Raw genomic sequence first — 22,880 nt, forward strand, 5'->3', positions numbered from 1 at the left:
TCAGGAGGAGGCGGCGACGGTGAACGGCGGGAGAGGGCGTACGCGGTGCTGAACTGGCTGTACAACCATCTGTGGGCCACCCCCCTGAAGAAGACCGTGACCGTCCTGGTCGTCGTGGCGGTGGGGACGGCGGCGGGCATCCTCGTACCGCGCAACGTGGGCGGCCCCGACACCTGCGCCGACGGCGTGGAGCGGCACGGCGGCGAGTGCGTCGGCGTCAACGGCTCCGGCTACGACTTCGGCACCCCCGAGATCAGCAAGGTCAGCGCCGCCATCGCCGAGGAGAACCGGCGCGTGGAGGACAAGCCGCACGTCACCGTCGCGATGATGCTGCCCCTCCAGCCGGACTCCGCGGTCGAACGCAAGCAACTGCGCAGCGACGTCCAGGGCGCCTATCTCGCGCAGTACCGCGCGAACCGCAGTGAGCAGAAGCCCCTGCTCCGCCTCGTCCTCGCCAACCCCGGCCGGAACTACGCCCAGCAGGCGCGGGTCGTCGACGACCTGGCCCGGCTCGCGGACTCCCCGAAGCACAACCTGCGCGCGGTCACCGGCTTCAACCTGAGCCTGCGCACCACCGTCGACGCTGTGGACCGGCTCACCAACGAGCTGCGCATCCCCGTCCTGATCAGCCGCGCGAGCGCCGACGAACTCGCCAACCCCGAGGGCCGCGAGGCCAAGCCGCGCTTCAAGGGCCTGGCCCGGGTGATCCCCACCAACCGCCAACAGGCCCAGGCGCTCGCCGAGTTCCACCGCGGGCTGCGGGACCAGGACACCGTCCTGGTCAAGGACACCCGCCCCGACGACATCTACGTGGAGTCCCTCGCGCGGGCGTTCAGCGCGGACGAGCCGGGGCCGCCCGGCGCCAAGGACCAGGAGTTCACGTCCCCGTCGATCAACGAGGCCGGGGCGACCGGCAACGACTTCTCCCTCATCGGCCACAACATCTGCCAGTCCCGCGCACGCGTCGTCTACTTCGCCGGGCGCCCCGTCCATCTGCGGCTCTTCGCGATCAAGCTGGCGGAGGTGCCGTGCGACGGGAAGCGGTACACGATCGTGAGCGGGTCGGGGGCGGCGACCCTCGACCGGTACATGAGCGAGGCCGACTGGAAGAAGCTCCAGGGCGACGCGAGCACGCGGCACGCCGCCGTCACCGTGCAGTACACCGCGCCCGCGCATCCCGGGGCGTGGGACCGGGAGCTGAGCGGCGAGCGGAAGCGACCCGGGTATCTGGTGGAGCCGCAGCGGCAGTTGGCGGAGCTGCGGGGGCTCGCCGCGGGGCAGCGCGCCGGGGACATCGGCCCGGTCGATCTCGACGACTCCCGCACCATGCTCGTGCACGACGGGCTGCGCACCATCGCGGAGGCGGTGTTCCTCGCGAACGCGCAGTCGCCCGGCGAGGTGCCGCCCCGCGAGCGCGTGTCCGCCCAGTGGTCCCGTCTGGAGTCCGCGCACCGGGTGGCCGGAACCAGCGGGTGGGTGTGCCTCACCAACGCGGGCAATCCCTACGACAAGCCGGTGGCGGTGGTGCGGCTGGATCCGCGAACGCGAAGGCTGGCGTTCGTGGGTCTTGGCTGGCCGGAGGGGCGCGTACAGCCCAAGGACTGCGTCGTCCCGAGCGGGACGGACTGATTCCGGTCGGTCAGGCCGCTCGGGTCGGTGAGTTGTGCCGCGTCGACGACCTGTGACTCTCGGCTTCCGCCGTCGCCCATTCCGTCACCAAGCGTTGATACTCCCGGCGCTGCTCGGTGCTCAGCCGCCCGCCGCAGCGCAGCCACAGCGCACGGATCTCCTCGTTCACCTCGTCGGCGGTGCGCGAGGACCGCCGGCTCTCGGAAGCGGGATTCGTGGCCATACTGTGAAGCGTACGTGCGCCGGAGTGAAGGCGAAGTGAGACCGATCACGAAGTGATCAACAGCTCACTGGGAGCGTATATATCCAGCCAGGGCCCGGGGGCCCGCCGGTAGGCCCCTCCTCCCGCATCCCTCCCGCATCCCTCCCGCATCCCTCCCGCATCCCTCCCGCATCCCTCCCGTGCCTCTCGCGCGCCCCTCGCCCGCACCCCCGCTTGAGACTTTCCCGGCGCCTCGGCCGCCCCCACCGCGCCCTTCGCCGCCCCTCGCCGTCCGAAAGTCTCCGGAAGTCCTTCAACGAAACACTTGAATCCATGACTGCCGCAGACACGGAACGGGTGACCGGTCCCCCCTCTGAACGAAGCACACACTGGTGGACGCTGCTCGCGGTGAGCGCCGCGCAGCTCCTGGTCGTCCTGGACGGGACGATCGTGAACATCGCGCTGCCGTCCGCGCAGCGCGCCCTCGACATGTCGGACGCGAGCCGCCAGTGGGCCGTCACGGCATACGCCCTCGCGTTCGGCGGGCTGCTCCTGATCGGTGGCCGGATCAGTGGGGCGCTCGGACACCGTCGTACGTTCGTCGTCGGCCTGGCCGGGTTCGCCGCCGCGTCGGCGCTGGGCGGGGCGGCGGCGAACCCGGGGATGCTGTTCGGGGCCCGCGCGCTGCAAGGGGTGTTCGCGGCGCTGCTCGCGCCCGCCGGGCTCTCCCTGCTGACGATCACGTTCACGGAGCCGCGGGCCCGGGGCCGGGCGTTCGGGGTCTTCGCGGCCGTGGGTGCGGCGGGCTCGGCGGTGGGCCTGGTGGCGGGCGGACTGCTCACGGAGTACGCGAGTTGGCGGTGGTGCCTGTATGTGAATGTGCCGTTGGCGCTGCTCGCCGTGGTCGGGGCGACGTTCGTGCCGAGGGGCCGCCCTGCGGGCGGCGGCCGCCTGGACGTGCCGGGCGCGCTGCTCAGCGCCGGGGGCTTCGCGGCGGTGGTGTACGCGTTCAACGAGGCGGAGCCGCGCGGGTGGGGCTCGGGGCGGGTGCTCGCGCTGCTCGTCGCCGGTGCGGTGCTGCTCGGGGCGTTCGTCGCCGTGGAACTGCGGGCGCCGCGGCCGCTGTTGCCGCTGCGCATCCTGGTGCACCGGGCCAGGGCGGGCGCGTTCCTCGCGATCACGCTGCTGTTCGTCGCGATGTTCGGCTTCTACCTCTTCATGAGCTATTACACGCAGACGGTGCTCGGCTACTCGCCGGTGGAGGCCGGTCTGACGCTGATCGTCAACGCCCTCGCGGCGCTGGTCGGGGCGACGTTCATCGCGGGGAAGCTGCACGGCAGGGCGCGGCCGGTGGCCCTGGTCGTACCGGGCCTGCTCGCGGCGGCCGCCGGGATGTTCCTGCTGACCCGCCTCACCCCGGACAGCGGGCACGTCTTCTGGCTGTACCTGGTCCCGGCGCTGACCCTCACCGGCCTCGGCCTCGGCTGTGTCCTGCCGCCGACGGCGAGCCTGGCGACGGCCGGGATGAGGGGCCATGACATCGGCGCCGCGTCGGCCGCGTACAACGCCTCGCAGCAGTTGGGGGCTGCCCTCGGCACGGCGCTGCTCAACACGATCGCGTCCAGCGCGGCCGGGACGTATCTGGCCGAGCACCGCGACGCGACCCCGACGGAGGCCTCGGTGCACGGCTACACCGGCGCGCTGCTCGTCGGCTCCGGGATCCTGGCGGGCGCGGCGTGCGTGGCGTGGGCGCTGCTCGGGGCGCGGCGGCGTCACGCCGCCTCGGCCAGCTCGCACCAGACGAACTTGCCCTCGCCACCCGGCAGATGAGCGCCGCCCAGGTGATACCAGCCCCAGCCGTCGGCGCAGCCCTTGACCAGGGCGAGGCCGCGGCCGGCCTCCGCCAGGACCAGGTCCCTGGCCGGGGGCGCGGGCGCGGGGGGCTCGGGCGGGGTGGGGTCGGCGTCCCAGACCTCGATGCGGAGGATGCCCCCGGCCCAGTGCAGGCGCAGGGCGGCCGGGCCCTTCGTGTGCGTCACCGCGTTGGCCACCAGCTCCGTCGCGACCAGTTCCGCCGAGTCGGTGAGGTGCGGGAGGCCGTGGGCGGTCAGGATCAGGCCGAGCGTATGACGACAGACAGTGACGGCTCGGAGGTCGTTGGGGATGTGGAGGGTGTACTGCCAGGGGGCCCGGGAGGGGGCTCGGGAGGGGGCCCGGGAGGGGGTGAGGGCGGGCCGGGGAGAGGGGGCAGCGGGGGGTTTGTCGAAGTCGTCGCCGGGGTCGCAGCTCTCGGTCATGCGTAACTCCGTTGGGTCGATGAGGAGTTGGAGGAGATCGACTCTCTCGGGGTGGTGGCCTGCCGGTGCCCGCTGTGGCGGGGCGACGCGGTGCACTTCCGGACCCGGGGGGTTGCTGTGGGTGGTCGCGGGGAGTTGCTGTGGGTGTTCGCTTCATCACCGAAGGTAGGGCAGTAATTTCTGCCACGGCAACAGGTTCGCGTAACCTGCCCCCCGAAAGAGGGGCGTCAACACGCCCTGCGGCGAACAGCGTTGAGGGGCAGGTCGAGAATGCCGCCGAGGAATCGGCCCACCGCCCGGCAGGTCCGCCTCGGCACGGAGCTGCGCAGGCTGCGGGACGCCGCCGGGATGACCGCCCGCGAGGTGGCGGAGCTGCTCGGCTCGACGTCGGCCCAGATGAGCCAGATGGAGGCCGGGATCGCGGGGGTGAGCGAGGCGCGGGTGCGCAGGCTCGCCGCCCACTACGCCTGCGTCGACCCCGGCCTGGTCGAGGGCCTCGTCGGCATGGCGAAGGACCGCACCCGCGGCTGGTGGGAGGAGTACCGGGGCGTCTTACCGCCCGCCTTCCTCGACCTCGCGGAGCTGGAGCACCACGCCACCTTCCTGCACGTGACCGCCACGGCCCACGTCCCCGGCATCCTCCAGACCGAGGACTACGCCCGCGCCGTCTTCTCCTACCTGGCCCCCGAACTCCCCGTCGGCGCGCTGGAGCCGAGAGTCGCCCACCGCATGGGCCGCCGCGTGGCCGTCGAACGCCCCGGCGCGGTGCCGTACGAAGCCGTCCTGCACGAGTCCGTCCTGCGCACCCGCGTCGCCGACCGGCACGTCGCCCGCGCCCAACTGGCCCGCATCCTGCGCCAGTCGGAGCGCCCCAACGTCACGGTCCGCGTCGTCCCCTTCGACGTCGACGGCTTCGCGGGCGCCAACGCGGCGGCGGTCTACCTCGGCGGCCCCGTCCCCCCACTCGACACCGCCAAGCGCGACGAGCCCCACGGCGGCCCCTTCCTGGACGCGGGGCCCCAACTGGCCCTCTTCCGCACCCTCTTCCACAAGGTGAGGTCGGCGTCCCTGGATCCGGCGCGGTCGCGGGACTTCATCCATCGGCTGACGAAGGAGCTGTGAGCAGGCGCGACCACACCTCGGGCGCCGTGAGGACGGCGACCGTGGCGGGGTCCGCGTGCAGCAGCGCGGGCAGGGCCGCCGTCCAGGGGCCGAAGTGGGCGGCGCGGGCCGCGGCGGGCGCGGCGCGGTCGGGCGGCAGGGCGCGGGCCAGGACCACATAGGCGTCCCGCACGGCGGGTGCCCTGGGGAAGGATTCGAGGAGGGCTTCGGCCCGGTCGTGCTCGCCCGCTTCGGTGAGGATGCGGATCAGTTCGGGCAGGTCGTCAAGGAGGACCCACGCGTCGGGGGCGGCCAGCTGCTCCCGGATGTACTCCTCGGCCCGCTCCGCCTGCCCGGTGGCAAGGAGCCCCCGCACCAGGTCCGGCGAGATCATGTCCTGCGGATGCCCGCGATCGGCCTTCGCCAGCAGTTCCTCCGCCGTCGGATGGTCGCCGACCGCGTACGCCGCGCGTGCTCTCGCGACCGACTCCCCGCGTGACTGGGCGGGGTTGACCGGTGTCGCCACGAGCTGCGCGTGCAGTTCGAGCGCGAGATCGCGGCGGCCCACGGCGGCCAGGCGGGTGATCCCCTGCGCCAGCGCCTCGACGGGGAAGTCGCCCTCGGAGAGCCTGGCGAGGAGCTGGGAGACCGCCACGGTGTCCGCGTCCGCGCCCCGCCCGGCGAGGACCTCGACGATCGCCCAGCGGGCGGTGGCCCGGTCCGCCGGATCCGGCAGGCCGCGTACGACGGCCTCGGCGAGGTTGGCCCGGCCGTCGGCCGCCAACCGGCGTACCACCAGCGTGAGGTCGCGGGCGGTGCCGAGGCGGTTGGCGGTGATGTGGCCCAGCGCGCGGTCGACCTCACCGGCCTCCACCAGCGCGTCGACCACGAGGGACCGCAGGGGGTCGAGCACGGTGGGGGTAGGGAAAGGCGGCGTGAACCCGGTGTCGCCGTGGTCCCAGAGGTCCTCGTGGTCGTGCTGCCGCTCCGTCTCGGCGCGCAGGAGCGCCTCGGCGTCGGCGAGCAGGAGCAGCGCCTGCTCCGGGCAGCCCGCCCGGGCCAGGTGCCCGGCCACCTCGGCGCGGCTCTCGGCGTCGGAGAGATGCGGAAGCACCCGGCGGTAGCCCGACTCGGCCTCCGCCAGGGTCCGCTCCGCCTCGTCGTCGCAGCCCGCGGCCAGCAGGATCAGGGAGATCGCCGACAGGTTCTGCGGGGTCGGGGCCGAGGCACGCACCGTCTCGGCGAGTACGAGGGCCTGCGCGGTCCGTCCCGCCTCCGCGAGTGCCAGGGCCACGTCGACCAGGCCGTCCCGGGGCGTCAGCAGCGTACGGGCCGCGTATTCGGCGTCCTGGTGACGGCCCTCGCGGACGAGGACGCGGCACAGGTCGAGGGCCACCCCCGGGCTGCGGTGCAGGGGGGTGGCCAGGTCCACCGCCCGGCCGGTCTCTCCCGCCTCCGCCAGGCGCAGCAGTACTTTGCGGCGGACGTCCATGTCACCGAGGGCGCTCCTGGCCACGCCCTCGGCCAGCTCGTGGCGGCCCGCGGCCACGAGCACGGCGCACACCCGGGCGACCTGCGGGGAGGTCGTGGCGGGGGATTCGGCGGCGGTGAGGTAGCGGACGGCCTCCTCGGGGTCACCGGACCGGGCGATGTCCAGGGCGATCTCGGCGCGCGCGGCGTCGGCGGCGTCGCGCGTGATCTCGTACGAGGAGGGGGCGACCACCGAGTAGGCGTCGTCGGGCCACTCGGTCGACAGGAGCAACTCGACGAAGTCCTTCGCCGCCTCACGCCGTCCGGTGACCGCGAGGGCCCGTGCGAGCGCGCGACAGCAGAGGTGGTCCTGGTCCTCGTCGGCGGGCCGATGGACGCCTGGCTCGACCGGCGGCGCCACCAGGACTCGCCATCCTGCGTCCACGTTGAGTACGTGGCTGTCGAGGATCGCGGTCCGTGCCTCGGCGAAGAGCGCGTCCGCGCGCTCGTCCTCGCCCCCGCGCGCCGCGGCCTCGGCGAGGGGGATCAGGGACAGCGTCCGCGTGCGGTCGTCGCCGGACGCGCGGGCAAGGCGCTCCGCGTCCTCGGCCGGCCCGCGCTCCGCCATCGCCGCCACCACTGCGGGCAGAGCCTTCTCCTTCCACACGCCCCCGGGCAGGCGTCCGGCCACGTCCGCAGCGCGGGACACCTCGCCCCAGGCCAGCCAGGTCCCGACGACGCGGTCGAGGCGAGGGCCGGAGCCGCCGTCCTTGGCCGTGGCCGCGCCCAGGTCCGCCACGATCTCGACCGCGTGCCCCCGCTCGCCCCGCGCCCGCACCCGCTCGGCGACGCGCAGCAGGGCGTCCACGCGCTCGTCCGGGTCCGGGATGCTCTGTGCGAGGGCCACCGCCCGCCGCGCATGCCCCAACGCCGCCCACGCCTCGGGCAGTCGGGCGGGCAGCGCCGCGTTGCGGCGGGTCAGCGCGTCCCGGTGCAGGGTGAGCCGCAGCATGTCCGGCAGGTGCGGTCGCCCGCCCGCCTCCACGATCGCCTCCTGGGCGTCGCGGATCTCGGCGAGGGCGGCGACGTCGCCGCCCGTCGCGCGGTAGAGCCGTTCGTGCCGGGCCGGGTCCGCCGCCAGGGTGACCGTGCGCGGGAGGTCCTGCTGGGCGCGTACCAGCGCGAAGTACCCGCGCAGCAGATAGCCGGGGGTGTCCGCGGGCCAGTCCCGCTCCCGGTAGGTGTCGGCCCAGGCGTGCAGCCGCTGCCGGAAGGCGTCGAGGCGGGGTGCGCCGAGCATCCGCTCGGCCTGGAGGTGCAGCTCCTCGTGGGCCAGCAGATACGCCTCACCGCCGGAGCCCGACCCCTCCGGCCCGGAGGTCCCGCTCCCGGCCGACGCCCCCTCCCGCACCTCGAACGTCCGGCCCGCGCTCGTCCGGAGCACCTCCTGCAACTCGTACGGAGCCGACTCCGTGAGCCGTGCCAGGTCCTCCGCCGTCAGACCGCCGCGTGCGGCCGTGATCAGGCCGAGCGCGTCCAGATGCAGCCCGCCCTTGGCGAAGAGGCGGCTCAGTTCGCGTTCCGCGGCGCCGCGGATGGCCCCGGCGCGCTCGGAGGGCGTGAGGGTCCGTACGGCACAGGCCGTGCGCAGCGGATGGTGGTCGGGGACGTCGGTGGGGATCGGCGGATTGGGCCGGCCGGCGACGACGACGCGCAGCGCGGGGACGGTCGGCTGGGGCAGCAGCCCGGCGATGCTGTGCGCGTCGGGCCCTGCCGTCACGCCCCGGTCCTCGTCGAGGCCGTCCACGAGGAGGATGAGGTGTTCGTGACGGGCCGCGCACGCCTGGGCGGCCTGGCCGAGGAGTTGCAGGAGGTGGGCCTCGCGGGTGGACTCGGTCAGGTTCGGCGGCAGCGGTTCGCCCAGCATCTCGGCGAGCTGCTCCAGGACGACCTCCACGAAGGCCGTCCGGTCGTTCTGCGCGGCCCACCGCGCCGTGACGAAGAACGGCACGACCCGCACCCCCGGCGGCGGGTGCAGCGCGAACCACGAGAGCAGGGCCGTCTTGCCCGCCCACGCCCCGGCCCGCCACCACGCGTACGACCGGTCTCCCGCGCCCCGGCAGAAGTCGGCGAGGTCGGCCAGCTCGGCCTCGCGGTCGACCAGCCGGCGCGGCGCGGTCCGGCGCACGTGTTCCCAGTACGCGGAGCGGGCGGGCGGCCCCATGGCCGGGCCGGGCGGGGGGCCGATGGTGGTGGGGCCGTTGAACGTGAAGGGGCCGGTGAAGCGCCCGCCCTGGATGAGGTGGTGCTGCTCCCCACCGGAGACGCTGTTGTACGTGTCACCGTCGGAGGCGCCGTCGTACGTGTCACCCCCGTCGGCACCGCCGCCGTCCCCGTCGACCACGTGCCCCTCCGCCCCGACTGCCGTGCCGTGCGCCGGTGTTCAGGGTACGGGCGGGCGGGAACGCGGGTCGAGCCGATCGCCGCCGGGCGTCAGGACGGCTTTCGGATCAGGTCGACCAGCTTGCTGAAGCTGTCCGCGCCGTGGCCCGCCTCCGCGCCCTTGCGGAACGCGTCGAGGACCGCCTCAGGGAACGCCGTGTCCACGCCCGCGTCGGCGTTCGTGTGGACGACGTGCTCCATGCTCGCCACGCCCATCGAGATGCGGTCCACGTCGCCCGCGTGGTTCCCGGCGTCGATGCGGGGCGCGTAGAAGTCGATGAACTGCTGCATCCCCGCGTAGTTCTCGGACGCGTACGGGGCGATCTCCGATGCGCTGATGCCGTGCGCGCCCGCGAGCGCGACCGCCTGCCAGTACGCGAGCATCGCGGGCCAGAAGACGACCATGTTCAGCTGGTACATGAGGGCGGCCAGGCCCGGGTCCTCGCCCCGGTAGTCCGTCCGGCCGGTGATGACCTCCAGGTCCGTGCGGTACTTCTCGTACGCCTCGCGCGGGCCGCTGTAGAACGTCGACATGTCCGGGCTGCCGATGCCCGGCGGCGGGGACAGCACCCCGCCCGTCAGATGCGTGCCGCCGAGCCCCTCCACCCAGCGGGCCGCCGCGCGCGTCTTCTCCGGCACGTCCGAGCTGAGGTTCACCAGGACCCGGCCCGCGACGGCGTGCTCCGCCCCCGCGAACGCCGTGTACATCGCGTCGTAGTCGATCAGGCTGAGGATCACCAACTCGTTCGCGGCGAGGGCCTCTTCAGTGGTCCTCGCCAGCTTCGCGCCGCGCGCCACCAGGGCGTCGGCTCGGGACGGGGTGCGGTTCCAGAGGGTGACCTCGTAGCCCCGGTCGAGATAGGCGGCAGCCATCGCCTGGCCCATGGGGCCGAGTCCGATGACGGTGACGGATTGAGGCATGGGTGTCTCCGGTGTGTAGAGGAAAGTACTAGAACGAGCGCTCTATCCAGCGCCCGGAGGAAACGTAGCACAGCTCTAGAACGAACGCTCTACTCAGAGGATGGGTAAGGTGGCGGGATGAGTCAGTACACCGCGCCCCCCAGTACGCGTGAGCGCATCGTCACCGTCGCCGCCCGGCTCATCCAGCGTCAGGGCTACGTCGGTACCGGCATCAAGCAGATCGCCACCGAGGCGGAGGCCACGCTCGGGTCCGTCTACCACTTCTTCCCCGGCGGCAAGGCGGCCGTCGCCGTCGCCGCGATCAAGTACAGCGACGAGGAGTTCGCGGCCGTGCTGCGCGCCGCCATGGCCGCCGAGGCCGACCCCGGCGCCGCCGTCCAGGCCTGCGCCGTCGAACTCGCCGTCGGCCTGCGGGAGTCCGGCTGGACCGACGGCTGCCCCGTCACCGCCGCCGCCCTGGAGACCCTCGGCTCCGACTCCGAGATCCAGCGCGTGTGCGCACAGGCCCTGCTCGGCTGGGAGCGGATCGTCGAGCAGAAACTCCTCGACTCCGGCTTCACCCCCGAGGACGCCCGCGAGGTGGCGACGACCGTCATCAGCGCCCTGGAAGGCGCCGAGGTGACAGCCCAGGTGGCCCGCAGCGAGGAGCCCTTGCGGGCCGCCGGACGGCAGTTGGCGCGGCTGGTCGGCTCCTACGCCTGAGGATTCCTGGCCGGGCGGCCCGCCCGAATCCCGCCGTCGGGCGGCGGCCCGCCCGCGAGGCGGTCAACTCCCCCACCCCGCCCACTACTTGCTTGTGCAAGCAGATAGCGTCCCCCGTATGAGCGCACTCATCGCCAGTGACGAGGAGGACGACCGGTGGTGCATGGCCGTCCGCCTGCTCGGCCGCATCGAGCGGCGTCTCGATCTGACGCTCCAGCGGCGCCACGGCCTGCCGCTGTCCGACTACCGCGCCCTGTGCGCGCTCAGCCGCGCCGAGGCCGGTGACTCCATGCGCATGGGGGAGCTGGCCGACCGCATCGGCCTGAAGGACAGCACTGTGACCCGGCTGCTCGCCCGCCTGGAGGCGCAGGACCTCGCCGAGCGCGTGCCCGGCGGGGGCGACGGCCGCGCGGTGACCGCCGCGCTCACCGCGGCCGGGCGGGCGCGCTACGCCGAGGCCACACCGACCTACCGGGCGGCGCTCGGCGGCGAGTTGGGGGCCGCGCACCGCGACGTGCACCTCGCCGAGCTGGCCGACTGGATACGAGGGAACGGGAGTTCCGCATGACCGGTACCGGTACGACGACCCGAGCCACCACCGACGCCACGACCACCGCCACCACCGAAGCCACCGCCCACTACGACACCCTCCTCGCCGAGCACTTCTCCTGGATGCTCGGCGGCGACATCCCTGCGGCGGCGGCCCACCAGGCCGACCTGCTGCGCGGCCTCGGCGTCGGCCCGGCGCCGGACGGCGGCGCGACCGCCGTCGACCTCGGCTGCGGGCCCGGCACCCAGGCCCTGGCCCTCGCCGGGCTCGGCTTCGCGCCGGTCCTCGCCGTCGACACCAGCGCGGCGCTGCTCGACGAACTGGCCGTGCTGGCGGCGGCCGCCGCGGCCGACGTCCGCCCCGTCCACGCCGACCTGCGCACCGCCCTGCCCGACCTCGCCCCGCCCGGCACCGCCCACGCCGTCGTCTGCATGGGCGACACCCTCACGCACCTGCCCGCCCGGGACGACGTGACCGCGCTGCTCGCCGCCACCGCGACGGCCCTCGCGGACGGCGGCCACCTCGTCATCACCTACCGCGACCTCACCGAGCCGCTGCACGGCACCGACCGCGTGCTGCCCGTGCGCTCCGGCGAGGACCGGATCATGACGTGCTTCCTGGAGTACGCGGACGAGGACCGGGTCACCGTCCACGACCTGGTGCACAGCCGCGCCGCCGACGGCACCTGGACCCTGCGGACCAGCAGCTACCCGAAGCTCCGGATCGCCTCCGGCTGGCTGGAGAGGGAGTGCCGGCAGGCCGGTCTGACCGTGCGGCACAGCGCCACGGGCGCGCGCGGCCTGCATGTCCTGCACGCGGTGAAGGGCGGCTGAGCGCACGGGTTCGTACGGAGACGTACGAGCACGAGGGCCCCGGAACCTGGTCGGTTCCGGGGCCCTCGCTCACGTACGGGAAGGACTCACGCGTCCTTCTTCGGCTCCTCCAGACGCGGGAAGAGCACCGCGCCCTTCGTCACCGTTGCGCCCGCGGGCAGCAGGCCCCACGTGCCCGCGTCCTGGACCCGCTGGTCGGCGAGGGCACCCAGCGGGGCCTCGGCGCCGAGGGAGTCCCAGAGCCGCTGCGAGGTCTCGGGCATGACCGGGTTCAGGAGCACCGCGACCGCGCGGAGCGACTCGGCGGCCGTGTAGAGGATGGTCGCGAGGCGCGCCTTGCCCTCGGGGGATTCGTCCTTGGCGACCTTCCACGGCTCCTGCTCCGTGATGTAGCCGTTGACCTGCTTCACGAAGTCGAAGACGGCGAGGATGCCGCCCTGGAAGTCCAGGTCGTCGCCGACGCGCCGGTCGGCCTCCGCGACCGCCTTGGCCAGGCCGTCCCGGACCGCCTGCTCGGCCTCGCCGGGCGCCTCGTCGGCGGGCAGGGCGCCGCCGAAGTACTTGCCGACCATGGCGGCGACGCGGGATGCGAGGTTGCCGTAGTCGTTGGCCAGCTCGCTGGTGTAGCGGGCCGTGAAGTCCTCCCACGAGAACGAGCCGTCCTGGCCGAAGGCGATGGCCCGCAGGAAGTACCAGCGGTAGGCGTCCACGCCGAAGTGGGACGTCAGGTCCTGCGGCTTGATGCCCGTCAGGTTCGACTTGGACATCTTCTCGCCGCCGACCATCAGCCAGCCGTTGGCGGCGACCTTCCCGGGCAGCGGCAGGCCCTGCGCCATCAGCATCGCGGGCCAGATCACCGCGTGGAAGCGCAGGATGTCCTTGCCGACGAGGTGCACGTTCGCCGGGAAGGTCGAGGCGAACTTCGCCTCGTCCGCGCCGTACCCGACGGCCGTCGCGTAGTTCAGGAGCGCGTCGACCCACACGTAGATGACGTGCTTGGCGTCCCACGGGACCGGGACGCCCCAGTCGAAGGTCGAGCGCGAGATCGACAGGTCCTGCAGGCCCTGGCGGACGAAGTTCACGACCTCGTTGCGCGCCGACTCGGGCTGGATGAAGCCCGGGTTCGCCTCGTAGTGCGCGAGCAGCCGCTCCGTGTACTCGCTCAGCTTGAAGAAGTAGTTCTCCTCGCTGAGCAGCTCCACCGGCTTCTTGTGGATCGGGCAGAGCTTCTCGCCCGCGAACTCGCCCTCGCCGTCGAGAAGCTCGCCCGGGAGCTTGTACTCCTCACAGCCGACGCAGTACGGGCCCTCGTAGCCGCCCTTGTAGATCTCGCCCTTGTCGTAGAGATCCTGGACGAACTCCTGCACCCGGTCCGTGTGCCGCTTCTCCGTCGTACGGATGAAGTCGTCGTTGGCGATGTTCAGGTGCTCCCAGAGGGGCCGCCAGGCCTCCTCGACGAGCTTGTCGCACCACTCCTGCGGGGAGACCCCGTGCGTCTCGGCCGTGCGCATGATCTTCTGACCGTGCTCGTCCGTGCCGGTGAGGTACCACACCTTCTCGCCGCGCTGACGGTGCCAGCGCGTGAGCACGTCGCCTGCGACGGTCGTGTAGGCGTGGCCCAGGTGAGGAGCGTCGTTGACGTAGTAAATGGGGGTCGAGACGTAGTACGACTGCACGTCGTTCGCCCCCTGCTTCTCGGATCCAGTGGCCGCCATGGTCGAAATCCTAACGGCCCAACGAAGATCCACTCACATGGCGAAGGGGTCGCCCACCAGGACCGTGAACACCGGGTCGTCCATCAGGCCCGCGGGCATCCGGTCCAGCGGCAGCCGCTCGGCGTCCGACCGGTGCCCCTGCGCGCAGGCGTGGAACGGCCCGGTCGGGCTGAGCAGCATCGCGAGGTGGGGGTCTGCGTGGTGCAGCCACCAGTTGGACAGGCCGAGCGCCGGATCCGACCGCAGGTACTCGAAGGCCCGCCACAGCGCGGCGAGCCGGGCGATCGCCTCGGGGTGCGCCCACCAGGACGGACACCAGAGGTGACTGCCGTCGTCCGTGCGGCGCTGGATGATCAGCGCGAGGTAGTCGGAGACGAACTCCTGCAGGCTGCTGAACGCCAGCGGCGCGCGCTGCTCCTCGTCGATCAGCTGGGCCCGGTCCGTGGTCATGTGGCGGTCTCTCCTGTCGGGGGCGAGGGCGAGGTCGGGGGCGAGAGCGAGGGGGTGCGGGGCCGTGGTGGAGCCGCCAGGTGTCCGCGTACGTAGCGGGCCTCGTCCTCGCGGCCCAGCTGGGCGCAGACGTCGGCGAGGCAGAGCACCGCGTCCCGCAGGCCGAGCGCGTGCGTCTCCTGGTCGGCGAGCCACGCCCGGCGCAGCAGGTCCACCGCCTCGCGGGCCGGGGCGAGGGCGGCCTCGGCGGTGGCCCGGCGGCCGGTGGCGCGGGCGCACACCAGGAGCGTCCGGGCGTGCGTGCCGAGGGCCTCGGCCAGCCAGGCCACCGACTCCCCGGCCGCGTGCGCACGCACCAGCGCCATGCCGTCCGCCGCCTGCCGCAGGGCCTCGGTGTGCCGACCGGCGCGGGCGTACGCGAGGCCGAGCGCGACGAGCGCCGTACCGATGGACGGGTCGAAGGACAGGCCCGGGGGCGGGGGCCGCCGCTCCTCCGCGGCCTCCCGCTCCTCCGCGAGCCGCCGCGCCTCCCTGCGGCGCAGCTCCGCCACGATCCGCTCCGCCGTGCGGGCCTCCGCCGTGTGCAGCCCCAGCTTCGCCTGGGTCATGCGCAGCCGCACCAGATGGCTGCCGAGGGCGGCCGCCAGGCCCTCGCGGCGCTCGGCGGGCAGCGCGTCCAGGACCGCGACGGCCTCCGTCAGGAGGTCCAGGCCCGCCGGGGCGCGCCGCGTCCACACGTACTCCCAGGCCAGGTCGGACAGGCACGCGGCCAGGTCGGGCCGCCAGGCCTCGTCGGCGGCGGCGAGGGTGCGCGCGACGGGCAGGGCCTCGCGAAGCAGCACCCGGTGGGCGACGTCCTTGCCCGCCAGTTCGTAGACGCCGGCGAGGGTGAGCAGGGCGTCGCACAGGTCGCCCCGGTGCTCCGCCGGGTCCTCGGCGGCCAGGTCGCGGCGCAGGGCCACGCACTCCTGGAGGTCCCGTACCGCCCCGGCCAGCTCCGCGTCGCGGTCGGCGGCGGGCAGTTGGCCACGACGGCGCCGGTAGCGGCCGAGGTCGATGAGGGTGTCGGCGACGGCGACGTTCGGGTTGACGCCGTGCGGGCCGGGGTGGCGGCGGATGTCCAGGGCCCGTTCGAGGGCGGTCACCGCCTCGTCGAGACCGGCGTCCGTGTCGGCGAGCATGTCGGCGAGGGCGTGCAGGGACCTGCTGTGGTCGCGGGCGTGCCGGAAGCGCGGCGCGTGCTCGTCGAGGGCCCCGCGCACCTCGACGGCCTCCCGCATCCAGCGGACGGCCGCCTCCCGCTTCCCCGCGTCGTACTCGATCCACGCGAGGTTGTGCAGCGCCTCCCCGAGCGCGAAGCCGTGCCGGTCGGGGAGGTCCGCGGCCAGGGAGCGGCGCAGCTCGACGGAGCGGTGGGCCAGGTCGATGGCTTCCTCGTAGCGGCCCGCCTGGTCGAAGTTGAGGGCCTGGGACAGCAGGGCCTCGGCGAGGAACGGGGCGTACGCGTCCCGGTTGACGGCGACCTGCTCGTCCAGGATGCGCAGGGACTCGGCGGTGACGCGGGTCGCCTCCGTGTAGCGGCCGTCGTTCCAGTAGCCGATGCTCTGCCCGTTCAGGGAGCCGATGAGCAGGTTGAGGTGCTCGCCGGGCTGGGTGCTCTGCAGCCAGCGGCTGAGGTCGGCGGCCTCGTCGCTGTGCCGGTTGGAGCCCTCCCGGTCGCCGCGCCGCCACTCGATGGCGGCGGCCGTGCGCAGGAACTCGACCAGACCGCTGCGGTACCGCTCGGGCCGGTCCCGGTCCAGGCGGCGCTGGATGGCGAGGGCACGACCGATGAGCTGGTGCGCCCGCTCCAGCTCCTCTATCCCGGCCAGGCACCAGGCGCACAGGTCGTACGTGGCCGCGAGATCCGCCTCGTGCGTACGGGGATCCGCCTCCGTGAGCCGCCGCCGCAGGCCGAGGGCGCTCTGCGCGGCCTGCAGGGCCTCCTCCCAGCGGGCGAGTTCGCCGAGGCAGCGCGCCAAGTGGTGCTGGTCACGGGCGCGTTCGACGTCACTGGGCCCGGCCGGGCCGCCCGGAGCACCGGCCCCGGAGGCGCTCGCGTAGCTCCCCACCAACTGCTCGGCGACGCGCACGGCGAACCGCGTGAGCACATGGGACTGGCGCGGCAGCGTGTCCAGGCACGCCCGCAGCGCCGCCGTGCTCACCGGCACCTCGTCCAGCGCGCGGCCCAGCAGGTCGAGCACCGTGCGCGCCCGCTCGGGGCGCCCCTCGTTGGTGTGCGTGATCACCGACCGGGTCAGGACGGTGAAGGCCGTCGTCCACTGCTCGTCGGACGCCCCGGTGAGCAGCGCGACGAGCAGCCCCGGGTCGTCGGCGACCTCCTGCGACGCCTGGTACTCGGCGACCCGGTCCGGGTGCAGGCCGCCCCAGTGCCGGTCCTGCGCCGCGGGGTAGAGGCGGCGCAGCCACTCGTCGAGGTCGTCCACCGGCACCGGGCCCGCGTGCGGGAGCCGGGCCAGCGTCGCGCGCGCCTCGTCGCGGCCCGCGGCGCCGCACAGGGTGGCGGCGGCGACGGCACGGCGCAGCAGCGGGCCGGTGCCGGTGCCGTCGCCGAGTCCGGCGGAGACGGCGGCGCTGGCCCAGTAGCCCGCCTCCTGCTCCAGCAGGGCCTGCTCAAGCAGCCCGTGCTCGGGCGCCCCGGGCCCGCCTGCCGCCCCCGGGAGGCCCTTGCGCAGCAGCGCCTCAAGGGCCCGCATGTGCAGCGACAGCGGACTCTCGTGCCCGTCCTGGAGGACCGGCGGCTGCACCTCCGCGGCGATCGACGGCCAGTTGACCTCGCCGTACCCCGGTACGAGGCGCAGCACCCGCGCCAGGTCGGCGACCGCGAGCCGGAACGCCTCCGCGGCCGGGCCCTGCGTCGTGTACAGCGGCCGCAGGCTGAAGTCCGGCACCCCCAGCACACCGAGCACGCCGGGCCCGCTCCCGGCCGCCCCGGGCCCCGCCCCCGCGCCGGGCCGGGGCCCGGGACGGCCGAGGGCCGACGTCAGCCACGTCCCCATCGACCGGGCCAGGAGCAGGATCCGGAACCGGTCCCGGGCGTCGTCGGCCAGCGCCGCGAGCGCGCGCACCAGGTCCGGGCGGGTCTCCGCGTAGTCGACGACGACCAGCGTCGGATGCCGTACGTCTATCAGCGGCCGCAGCCGCTGCTCCAGGCGTGCGCTGTCGCCGTACAGCACCTCGTGCCGCAGCCGCCCCGCCACCCACCCGTCGGCGCGCAGCCGCGCGGAAAGCTCCCTGGCGAGGCGCGACTTGCCCTGCCCGCCCGTCCCGACGAGCGTGCCGACCTGGTGCGCCGCGTCGGACTCCACGCACCAGTTCCGCAGCTCCCGCAGCTCCTTCTCGCGCCCCCGGAACGACACCGCCTCCACGTCCGCGCGCAGCACCATCAGCGGCGACCGCAGCTCCCGGAGGACCCGCACGGGCGCGATCAGCCCCGCGAGTTCGGCGGCCTCAAGTTCGGGCGGCAGGCCGCTGTGCTCCTCCACGACCGCCCGGAACACATGGTCCGCAAGCAGGTCCTCGGTCCGCGTCACACTCAGCCGCACCCCTGTCCCGGCCTGCCGGTCGGCCCGTACGACCCCCAACAGCAGGTCGCCCGGCCGCAGTTCGTGCGCCACGCCGGTGGGCTCGGCGGTGAACACGGCGGCGCCGGACATCCCGGCCCAGGGGGAGTCCAGGTCGCGCCCGGTCCCGAACGCGCCGACCGGCCCGACGAGTTCGTAGCGCCGGGCCGGATAGCCGGTGAGCGGATTGATCCGGGCGGAGATCTGCTCCATGACACCGCTGTTGCCGCCGGGAAGGCCGTCCGCCCCCTCGCGCTGCATCCGGGGAAATCCGTGACAGCAGACGGACTGCCCCAGGTTGTGGGTGACGAGGCGCCCCCAGCGCTGCGGGCGGCGCCCCACCCGGTCCTGGAAGGAGTCGGGCGGCCGCCAGTCCGCGTCCCGGATCTCCACCAGGGCGGCATCGAGCACGCCGCCCTCCGCGTCGGCGTCCCGGCGCCAGCGGACCGCGGCGGCATAGGGCCTGTCGGTGCCCGGCAGGAGGACGGTCGGCCTGGCGCCGCCGGGCGGGAGGAGGTGGGCGGCGGTGAGGACGAGGCGCGGGGCGATGAGGTAGCCGGTGCCGGAGACGGCGGGGGGCGGGCCGGTCCTGGCGCTGTCCGGCTGCGTACGCGTGACGACACGCACGACGCGGTCCTGCTCCAAGTCACCACCTCCGCGGACGTGTTCCAGGACCCGGCCAGGACCCGATCAAGGCTCCACATCGCCGATGGACACGTCGCCGCGGGCGGCGGTGCGGGGCTTGAGGGTCAGGCTGACCCGCTGGGTGGCGCGGCGGGTGTTCTCCTGCCGTCCGTCGCCCTGGACGACCCCGAAGCGCAGGCCCCCGGAGCCGCCCCGGGTGCGCCCCAGCTCGACCTCGAAGTCGACGGTGATCGCCTCGACGTCGAACCGCACGTCGGCGGTGCGGGCGCGGCGCTGGGCCTCGCCGATCTGCCCGCGCAGCAGGTCGAGGGCGTCGGCGAGGTCGAGCCACTCGTCCTCGCCGGGATGTCCACCACCCAGGGCACCACCAGCCATGCCGCGCTCCCCCTCGCTGCTCGCTCTCCTCGCGTGGAAACGCCAACACGATACGGAAACAAGGGTGTTGACGCCATGAAGTCGGCGAGCCGGGTGCCGCGCGCTACGGACGCCAGGACGCGAGCACGCCCTCGTACAGCTCCTTGTCGGTGAGTTCCCTCGGGTCGGGGCCCGTGAGGAAGTGCGCGGCGTTGTCCGCCTTGAGCTTGCGGAGGTAGTCGAAGGCCTTGGCGTCCTTGTCGCCGAAGGCGACGAAGGAGAAGAACAGGGGGTGGCGGGCGGCGTCCGCCAGGGCCTGGGTGGCGGGGCCCTTGGTGTCGGGGGCGCCGTCCGTCTGGAAGATCACGAGGGCGGGTTCGCCGACGTGGTCCGACTTCTCGTAGTGGGCGACGACTTCCTCGACGGCACGGTGGTAACTGGTGCGGCCCATGCGGCCCGCGGCGGCGTGCAGTTCGTCGACGCGGTTCTCGTGCCCGGCGAGGGTGAGGTCGGCGGTGCCGTCGATGTCCGTCGAGAAGAAGACGAGGTGGACGGTGGCGGCGGGGTCCGTGTGGGCGGCCAGGGCCAGGGTCTGGTCGGCGAGGTTCTGGGCGGAGCCGTCCTTGTAGTACGGCCGCATGGAGCCGGAGCGGTCCAGTACGAGGTAGACGTGGGCGCGGGTGCCTTCCAGCTGACGCTTGCGGAGGGCGGCGCCCGCGGCGCGGTACGCGGTGGCGAGGGTGGGGGCGGCGGCCTTCACCTTGGCCAGGGGGAGGGCGGGGGTCGCTTTGGCCGGGGTGGCCTCCGGCTGGGCCGGGGTGGGCTCGGGCTCGGCCTGGGCCGAGGCGGGCTCGGGCTCGGCCTGGGCCGGGGCGGGCTCCGGCTGCGCCGGGGCTTCGTCCGCCGGGGCGGCGTCGGGCTCGACGGCGGGGGCCTGCTGGGCCGGGGTGCTGGTCGGCTCGGCCGGAGCTTCTGCCTGGGCCGGGATGGTGGGCTCGGCCGGGGTGGCGGGCTCCGTCGGGGAGTCGGCTTCCGGGGCGGCCGGGGCTGTGGGCGCGGGCTCGACGGGGTCGGAGGCCTGCGTCTCGGGCTGGACGGGCGCCTTGGCTTCCGCGGCTGCGGGGGCTGCCGGTTCCGTCGGGGCCTCGGCGTCCGCCGAATCCGTGGGCGCCTCGGCGTCCGCCGTGGGCTCTGGGGCGGTTGCCGTGGGGGCACTCTGATGTTGGGAGTCACGGGTGGGTGGGTGGGAGTCATCCGCCGCGGAGCGGCGGGCCGGGACACGCACCGACACGTTGTCGAAAGCCTCAGCCACCAACGCCTCGGCAGCCGACGGCCTGACACCCCCCGCCCGGGGCACACTCCCCGACGTACCGGCGTCAGACATACCGGCCGCAGAGCTGTCCACAGTCGACGCCGCGGCCGCCTCGGCGTGCACCGCGGAGGCCGACGCTTCCTCGGACACCGCAGAGGCCCCTGTGGGCACCGCCGAGGCCGACCCCGAGGCCCCCTCGGACACCGTAGAGGCCCCCTCGGGCACCGTAGCGGCAGAAGACCGTCGGAAGACGGCTCGCAGACGTCCCAGAATGCCCATGTGCGCAACCCTTCGCATGACTTGTTCCCGGAGCCAGCCCCTGGCCATGAGGGACACGTAAGGTTAGCGGCCGCCGCTCGGGGCGGGCAGACGGGCCGGGCCTGACACGGATTCACCCGCCGTTCACCCGCAGTCCCCCGTGGAGCTGGCCGCCACCCCTAGCCTCCAGCCGGAATCACCGGCAAAAAGAAGCCAAAGCGCCGTCAACCGGCCACCCATGGAGGACCCCGTGCGCAAGCTGCTGCCCCTGATCACCTCTCACCCGGGCGGCTCCGGCGGCCGCTCGGCCATGACGTGCCGGTTCCGCTGCGGCGACGCCTGCTTCCACCCGGTGCCCAACACCAGCGACAACGAGTACATGGGTGACGTCATAGCCGGAGCCCTGAGCCGCCGCTCGATGATGCGCGCCGCGGCCGTGGTGACCGTCGCGGCCTCCGCCGCGGGCGGCCTCGCCCTCGGCCCGGGCGCGGCCGAGGCACAGGCCGCCGGGGCCGCCACCGCCGCCGAGGCGAAACGCAGAGGCAAAAAGGCGGCCCGCGGCCTCCGCTTCACCCCGGTCGCCCCGAACACCGCCGACACGGTCACCGTCCCCGGCGGCTACGGCCAGAACGTCGTGATCCGCTGGGGCGAGCCCATCCTGCGCGGCGCCCCGGCGTTCGACGCGGACAAGCAGACCGCGAAGGCCCAGGCGGGCCAGTTCGGTTACAACAACGACTTCCTCAGCCTGCTCCCGCTGCGCGGCGAGAAGCACGGCGAGGAGCACGGACGTCAGGTCCTCGTGGCGAACCACGAGTACACGGACGAAATCCTGATGTTCAAGGGCTACGACGCCAAGAACCCCACCCGCGAGCAGGTCGAGATCGCCTGGGCGGCGCACGGCCTGTCCGTGGTCGTGGTCGAGGGCGAGCGCAGGAGCGGCGCCCTGCGCGCCGTACCGCGCCACCAGCTCAACCGCCGCCTGACCGTCACCAGCAAGTTCCACCTCACCGGCCCGGCCGCCCGCAGCGAGTTCGTCCGCACGAAGGCGGACCCGCGCGGCGTCACCGTCTTCGGCACGCTCAACAACTGCTCGGGCGGCACCACCCCGTGGGGCACGACGCTGCACGGCGAGGAGAACTTCAACCAGTACTTCGCGCACGCGGACAAGGTCACGGACCCGACGCAGGCGGCCCGCCTGAAGCGGTACGGCGTCGCGGGGGCCGAGTCCGAGCGCAAGTGGGAGCGTTTCGACGACCGCTTCGACCTCACCAAGGAGCCGAACGAGCCGAACCGCTTCGGCTGGGTCGTCGAGCTGGACCCGTACGACCCGGACTCGGTCCCGCGCAAGCGCACCGCGCTCGGCCGCTTCAAGCACGAGGGCGCCCAGCCCCGCCTGACCAGCGACGGCCGCCCGGTCGTGTACATGGGCGACGACGAGCGCTTCGACTACGTCTACAAGTTCGTCAGCAGCAAGCGCATGGCCAAGGGCAACTCCCGCTGGGCCCGCGAGCACAACCTCACGCTCCTCGACGAGGGCACCCTGTACGTCGCCAAGTTCACCGGCGACTCCCCGGCCGCGGAGATCGACGGCACGGGCAAGCTGCCGTCCGACGGCGAGTTCGACGGCAGCGGCAAGTGGATCCCGCTGGCCACCGCGTACGCGGGCGGCAAGGCCGTCTCCCACGTCGAGGGCATGACCGCCGACGAGGTGTACGTCTTCACGCGCATCGCCGGTGACAAGGTCGGCGCCACGAAGATGGACCGCCCCGAGGACATCGAGCCCTCCCCGAGCAGCGGCAAGGTGTACGTCGCCCTGACGAACAACACCGACCGCGGCAAGCCCGGCAAGGACGGCGCCGACGAGGCCAACCCGCGCAACCTCAACAAGCACGGCCAGGTCCTTGAGCTGACCGAGTCCCGCAACCGCCCGGAGTCCACCCGCTTCGGCTGGAACCTCTTCCTCGTCGCGGGCGACCCGAACGACCCGGCCACGTACTTCGCGGGCTTCCCCAAGGACAAGGTCAGCCCCATCTCCTGCCCCGACAACGTGGCCTTCGACCCGCACGGCAACCTGTGGATCTCCACCGACGGCAACCAGCTCGGCTCCCACGACGGCCTGTTCGGCGTCGCCACGAAGGGCGACCGGCGCGGTGAGCTGAAGCAGTTCCTCACCATGCCGAAGGGCGCGGAGACCTGCGGCCCCCTCGTCCAGGAGCGCCGTGTCCTGGTGGCCGTGCAGCACCCGGGCGAGATCGACGGCGCGTCCGTCGAGAAGCCCGCGAGCGTCTGGCCCGACGGCCCCGGCAGGATCGTCCGCCCGGCGGTCGTGTCGGTGTGGCGCAAGGACGGCGGCGACATCGGCGTCTAGTGCGTCCC

General features: G+C 73.8%; 16 protein-coding genes. 7 read left to right on the forward strand and 9 right to left on the reverse strand.

The genetic code is table 11. The features are described 5' to 3' along the window. The first annotated feature begins 45 nt into the window (after positions 1–45). Positions 46–1,629 (forward strand): amino acid ABC transporter substrate-binding protein, encoded by a 1,584-nt coding sequence (locus ACZ6AA_RS13810; protein ID WP_468454111.1) that lies wholly within the window; start codon positions 46–48, stop codon positions 1,627–1,629. A gap of 10 nt (positions 1,630–1,639) precedes the next feature. On the opposite strand, the gene ACZ6AA_RS13815 is transcribed toward ACZ6AA_RS13810, so the two are convergent. Further along, positions 1,640–1,852: a hypothetical protein gene (locus tag ACZ6AA_RS13815; RefSeq protein ID WP_468454113.1), complete on the reverse strand. Its 213-nt coding sequence runs from the start codon at positions 1,850–1,852 to the stop codon at positions 1,640–1,642. A gap of 312 nt (positions 1,853–2,164) precedes the next feature. Between ACZ6AA_RS13815 and ACZ6AA_RS13820 the strand changes: the two genes are divergently transcribed. Then, positions 2,165–3,661, forward strand: coding sequence for an MFS transporter (locus ACZ6AA_RS13820; RefSeq protein WP_471458083.1), 1,497 nt, complete (start codon positions 2,165–2,167; stop codon positions 3,659–3,661). Here the strand turns inward: ACZ6AA_RS13820 and ACZ6AA_RS13825 are convergent. Continuing rightward, entirely contained in the window at positions 3,604–4,128 is a 525-nt protein-coding gene (locus tag ACZ6AA_RS13825; RefSeq protein WP_468454117.1) for an ATP-binding protein, read from the reverse strand. The two genes, ACZ6AA_RS13820 and ACZ6AA_RS13825, sit on opposite strands and share 58 nt — an antisense overlap. A gap of 270 nt (positions 4,129–4,398) precedes the next feature. Between ACZ6AA_RS13825 and ACZ6AA_RS13830 the strand changes: the two genes are divergently transcribed. Further along, positions 4,399–5,250, forward strand: coding sequence for a helix-turn-helix domain-containing protein (locus tag ACZ6AA_RS13830; RefSeq protein ID WP_468454119.1), 852 nt, complete (start codon positions 4,399–4,401; stop codon positions 5,248–5,250). Here the strand turns inward: ACZ6AA_RS13830 and ACZ6AA_RS13835 are convergent. Both ACZ6AA_RS13835 and ACZ6AA_RS13840 read right to left on the reverse strand, forming a co-directional pair. Then, positions 5,222–9,103, reverse strand: coding sequence for a hypothetical protein (locus ACZ6AA_RS13835; protein WP_471458086.1), 3,882 nt, complete (start codon positions 9,101–9,103; stop codon positions 5,222–5,224). The genes ACZ6AA_RS13830 and ACZ6AA_RS13835 overlap by 29 nt on opposite strands. A gap of 89 nt (positions 9,104–9,192) precedes the next feature. After that, entirely contained in the window at positions 9,193–10,062 is an 870-nt protein-coding gene (locus ACZ6AA_RS13840) for an NAD(P)-dependent oxidoreductase (RefSeq protein ID WP_468454123.1), read from the reverse strand. A gap of 117 nt (positions 10,063–10,179) precedes the next feature. Between ACZ6AA_RS13840 and ACZ6AA_RS13845 the strand changes: the two genes are divergently transcribed. The 3 genes from ACZ6AA_RS13845 to ACZ6AA_RS13855 all read left to right on the forward strand — a co-directional run bounded on the left by ACZ6AA_RS13845 (position 10,180) and on the right by ACZ6AA_RS13855 (position 12,147). Continuing rightward, positions 10,180–10,764: a TetR/AcrR family transcriptional regulator gene (locus ACZ6AA_RS13845; protein ID WP_468454125.1), complete on the forward strand. Its 585-nt coding sequence runs from the start codon at positions 10,180–10,182 to the stop codon at positions 10,762–10,764. A 118-nt stretch (positions 10,765–10,882) separates the two neighbouring features. Continuing rightward, entirely contained in the window at positions 10,883–11,332 is a 450-nt protein-coding gene (locus ACZ6AA_RS13850; RefSeq protein ID WP_468454126.1) for a MarR family winged helix-turn-helix transcriptional regulator, read from the forward strand. Further along, positions 11,329–12,147, forward strand: a complete 819-nt coding sequence (locus tag ACZ6AA_RS13855) for a class I SAM-dependent methyltransferase (protein WP_471458089.1) — start codon at positions 11,329–11,331, stop codon at positions 12,145–12,147. The genes ACZ6AA_RS13850 and ACZ6AA_RS13855 overlap by 4 nt, the downstream gene beginning before the upstream one ends. An 86-nt stretch (positions 12,148–12,233) precedes the next feature. On the opposite strand, the gene metG is transcribed toward ACZ6AA_RS13855, so the two are convergent. The 5 genes from metG to ACZ6AA_RS13880 all read right to left on the reverse strand — a co-directional run bounded on the left by metG (position 12,234) and on the right by ACZ6AA_RS13880 (position 20,246). Beyond that, positions 12,234–13,862 carry a methionine--tRNA ligase gene (gene metG, locus ACZ6AA_RS13860; protein ID WP_468454130.1) on the reverse strand — a complete coding sequence of 543 codons (1,629 nt, stop codon included), beginning with the start codon at positions 13,860–13,862 and terminating at the stop codon, positions 12,234–12,236. 33 nt (positions 13,863–13,895) lie between these two features. Beyond that, positions 13,896–14,312 (reverse strand): DUF4913 domain-containing protein, encoded by a 417-nt coding sequence (locus ACZ6AA_RS13865; protein WP_468454132.1) that lies wholly within the window; start codon positions 14,310–14,312, stop codon positions 13,896–13,898. Continuing rightward, positions 14,309–18,580 carry a tetratricopeptide repeat protein gene (locus ACZ6AA_RS13870; RefSeq protein WP_471458092.1) on the reverse strand — a complete coding sequence of 1,424 codons (4,272 nt, stop codon included), beginning with the start codon at positions 18,578–18,580 and terminating at the stop codon, positions 14,309–14,311. Before ACZ6AA_RS13870 ends, ACZ6AA_RS13865 begins: the two co-directional genes overlap by 4 nt. A gap of 45 nt (positions 18,581–18,625) precedes the next feature. Beyond that, positions 18,626–18,955 carry a trypco2 family protein gene (locus ACZ6AA_RS13875; protein ID WP_468481590.1) on the reverse strand — a complete coding sequence of 110 codons (330 nt, stop codon included), beginning with the start codon at positions 18,953–18,955 and terminating at the stop codon, positions 18,626–18,628. Between the two features lie 103 nt (positions 18,956–19,058). After that, complete coding sequence (locus ACZ6AA_RS13880; RefSeq protein ID WP_471458094.1) at positions 19,059–20,246, reverse strand: VWA domain-containing protein; 1,188 nt, start codon at positions 20,244–20,246, stop codon at positions 19,059–19,061. A 508-nt stretch (positions 20,247–20,754) separates the two neighbouring features. Here ACZ6AA_RS13880 and ACZ6AA_RS13885 point away from each other — a divergent pair. After that, positions 20,755–22,872: a PhoX family protein gene (locus tag ACZ6AA_RS13885; protein ID WP_468454140.1), complete on the forward strand. Its 2,118-nt coding sequence runs from the start codon at positions 20,755–20,757 to the stop codon at positions 22,870–22,872. The last annotated feature ends 8 nt before the right edge of the window (positions 22,873–22,880 follow it).

The sequence above is a fragment of the Streptomyces sp. NPDC040610 genome (assembly GCF_055594065.1).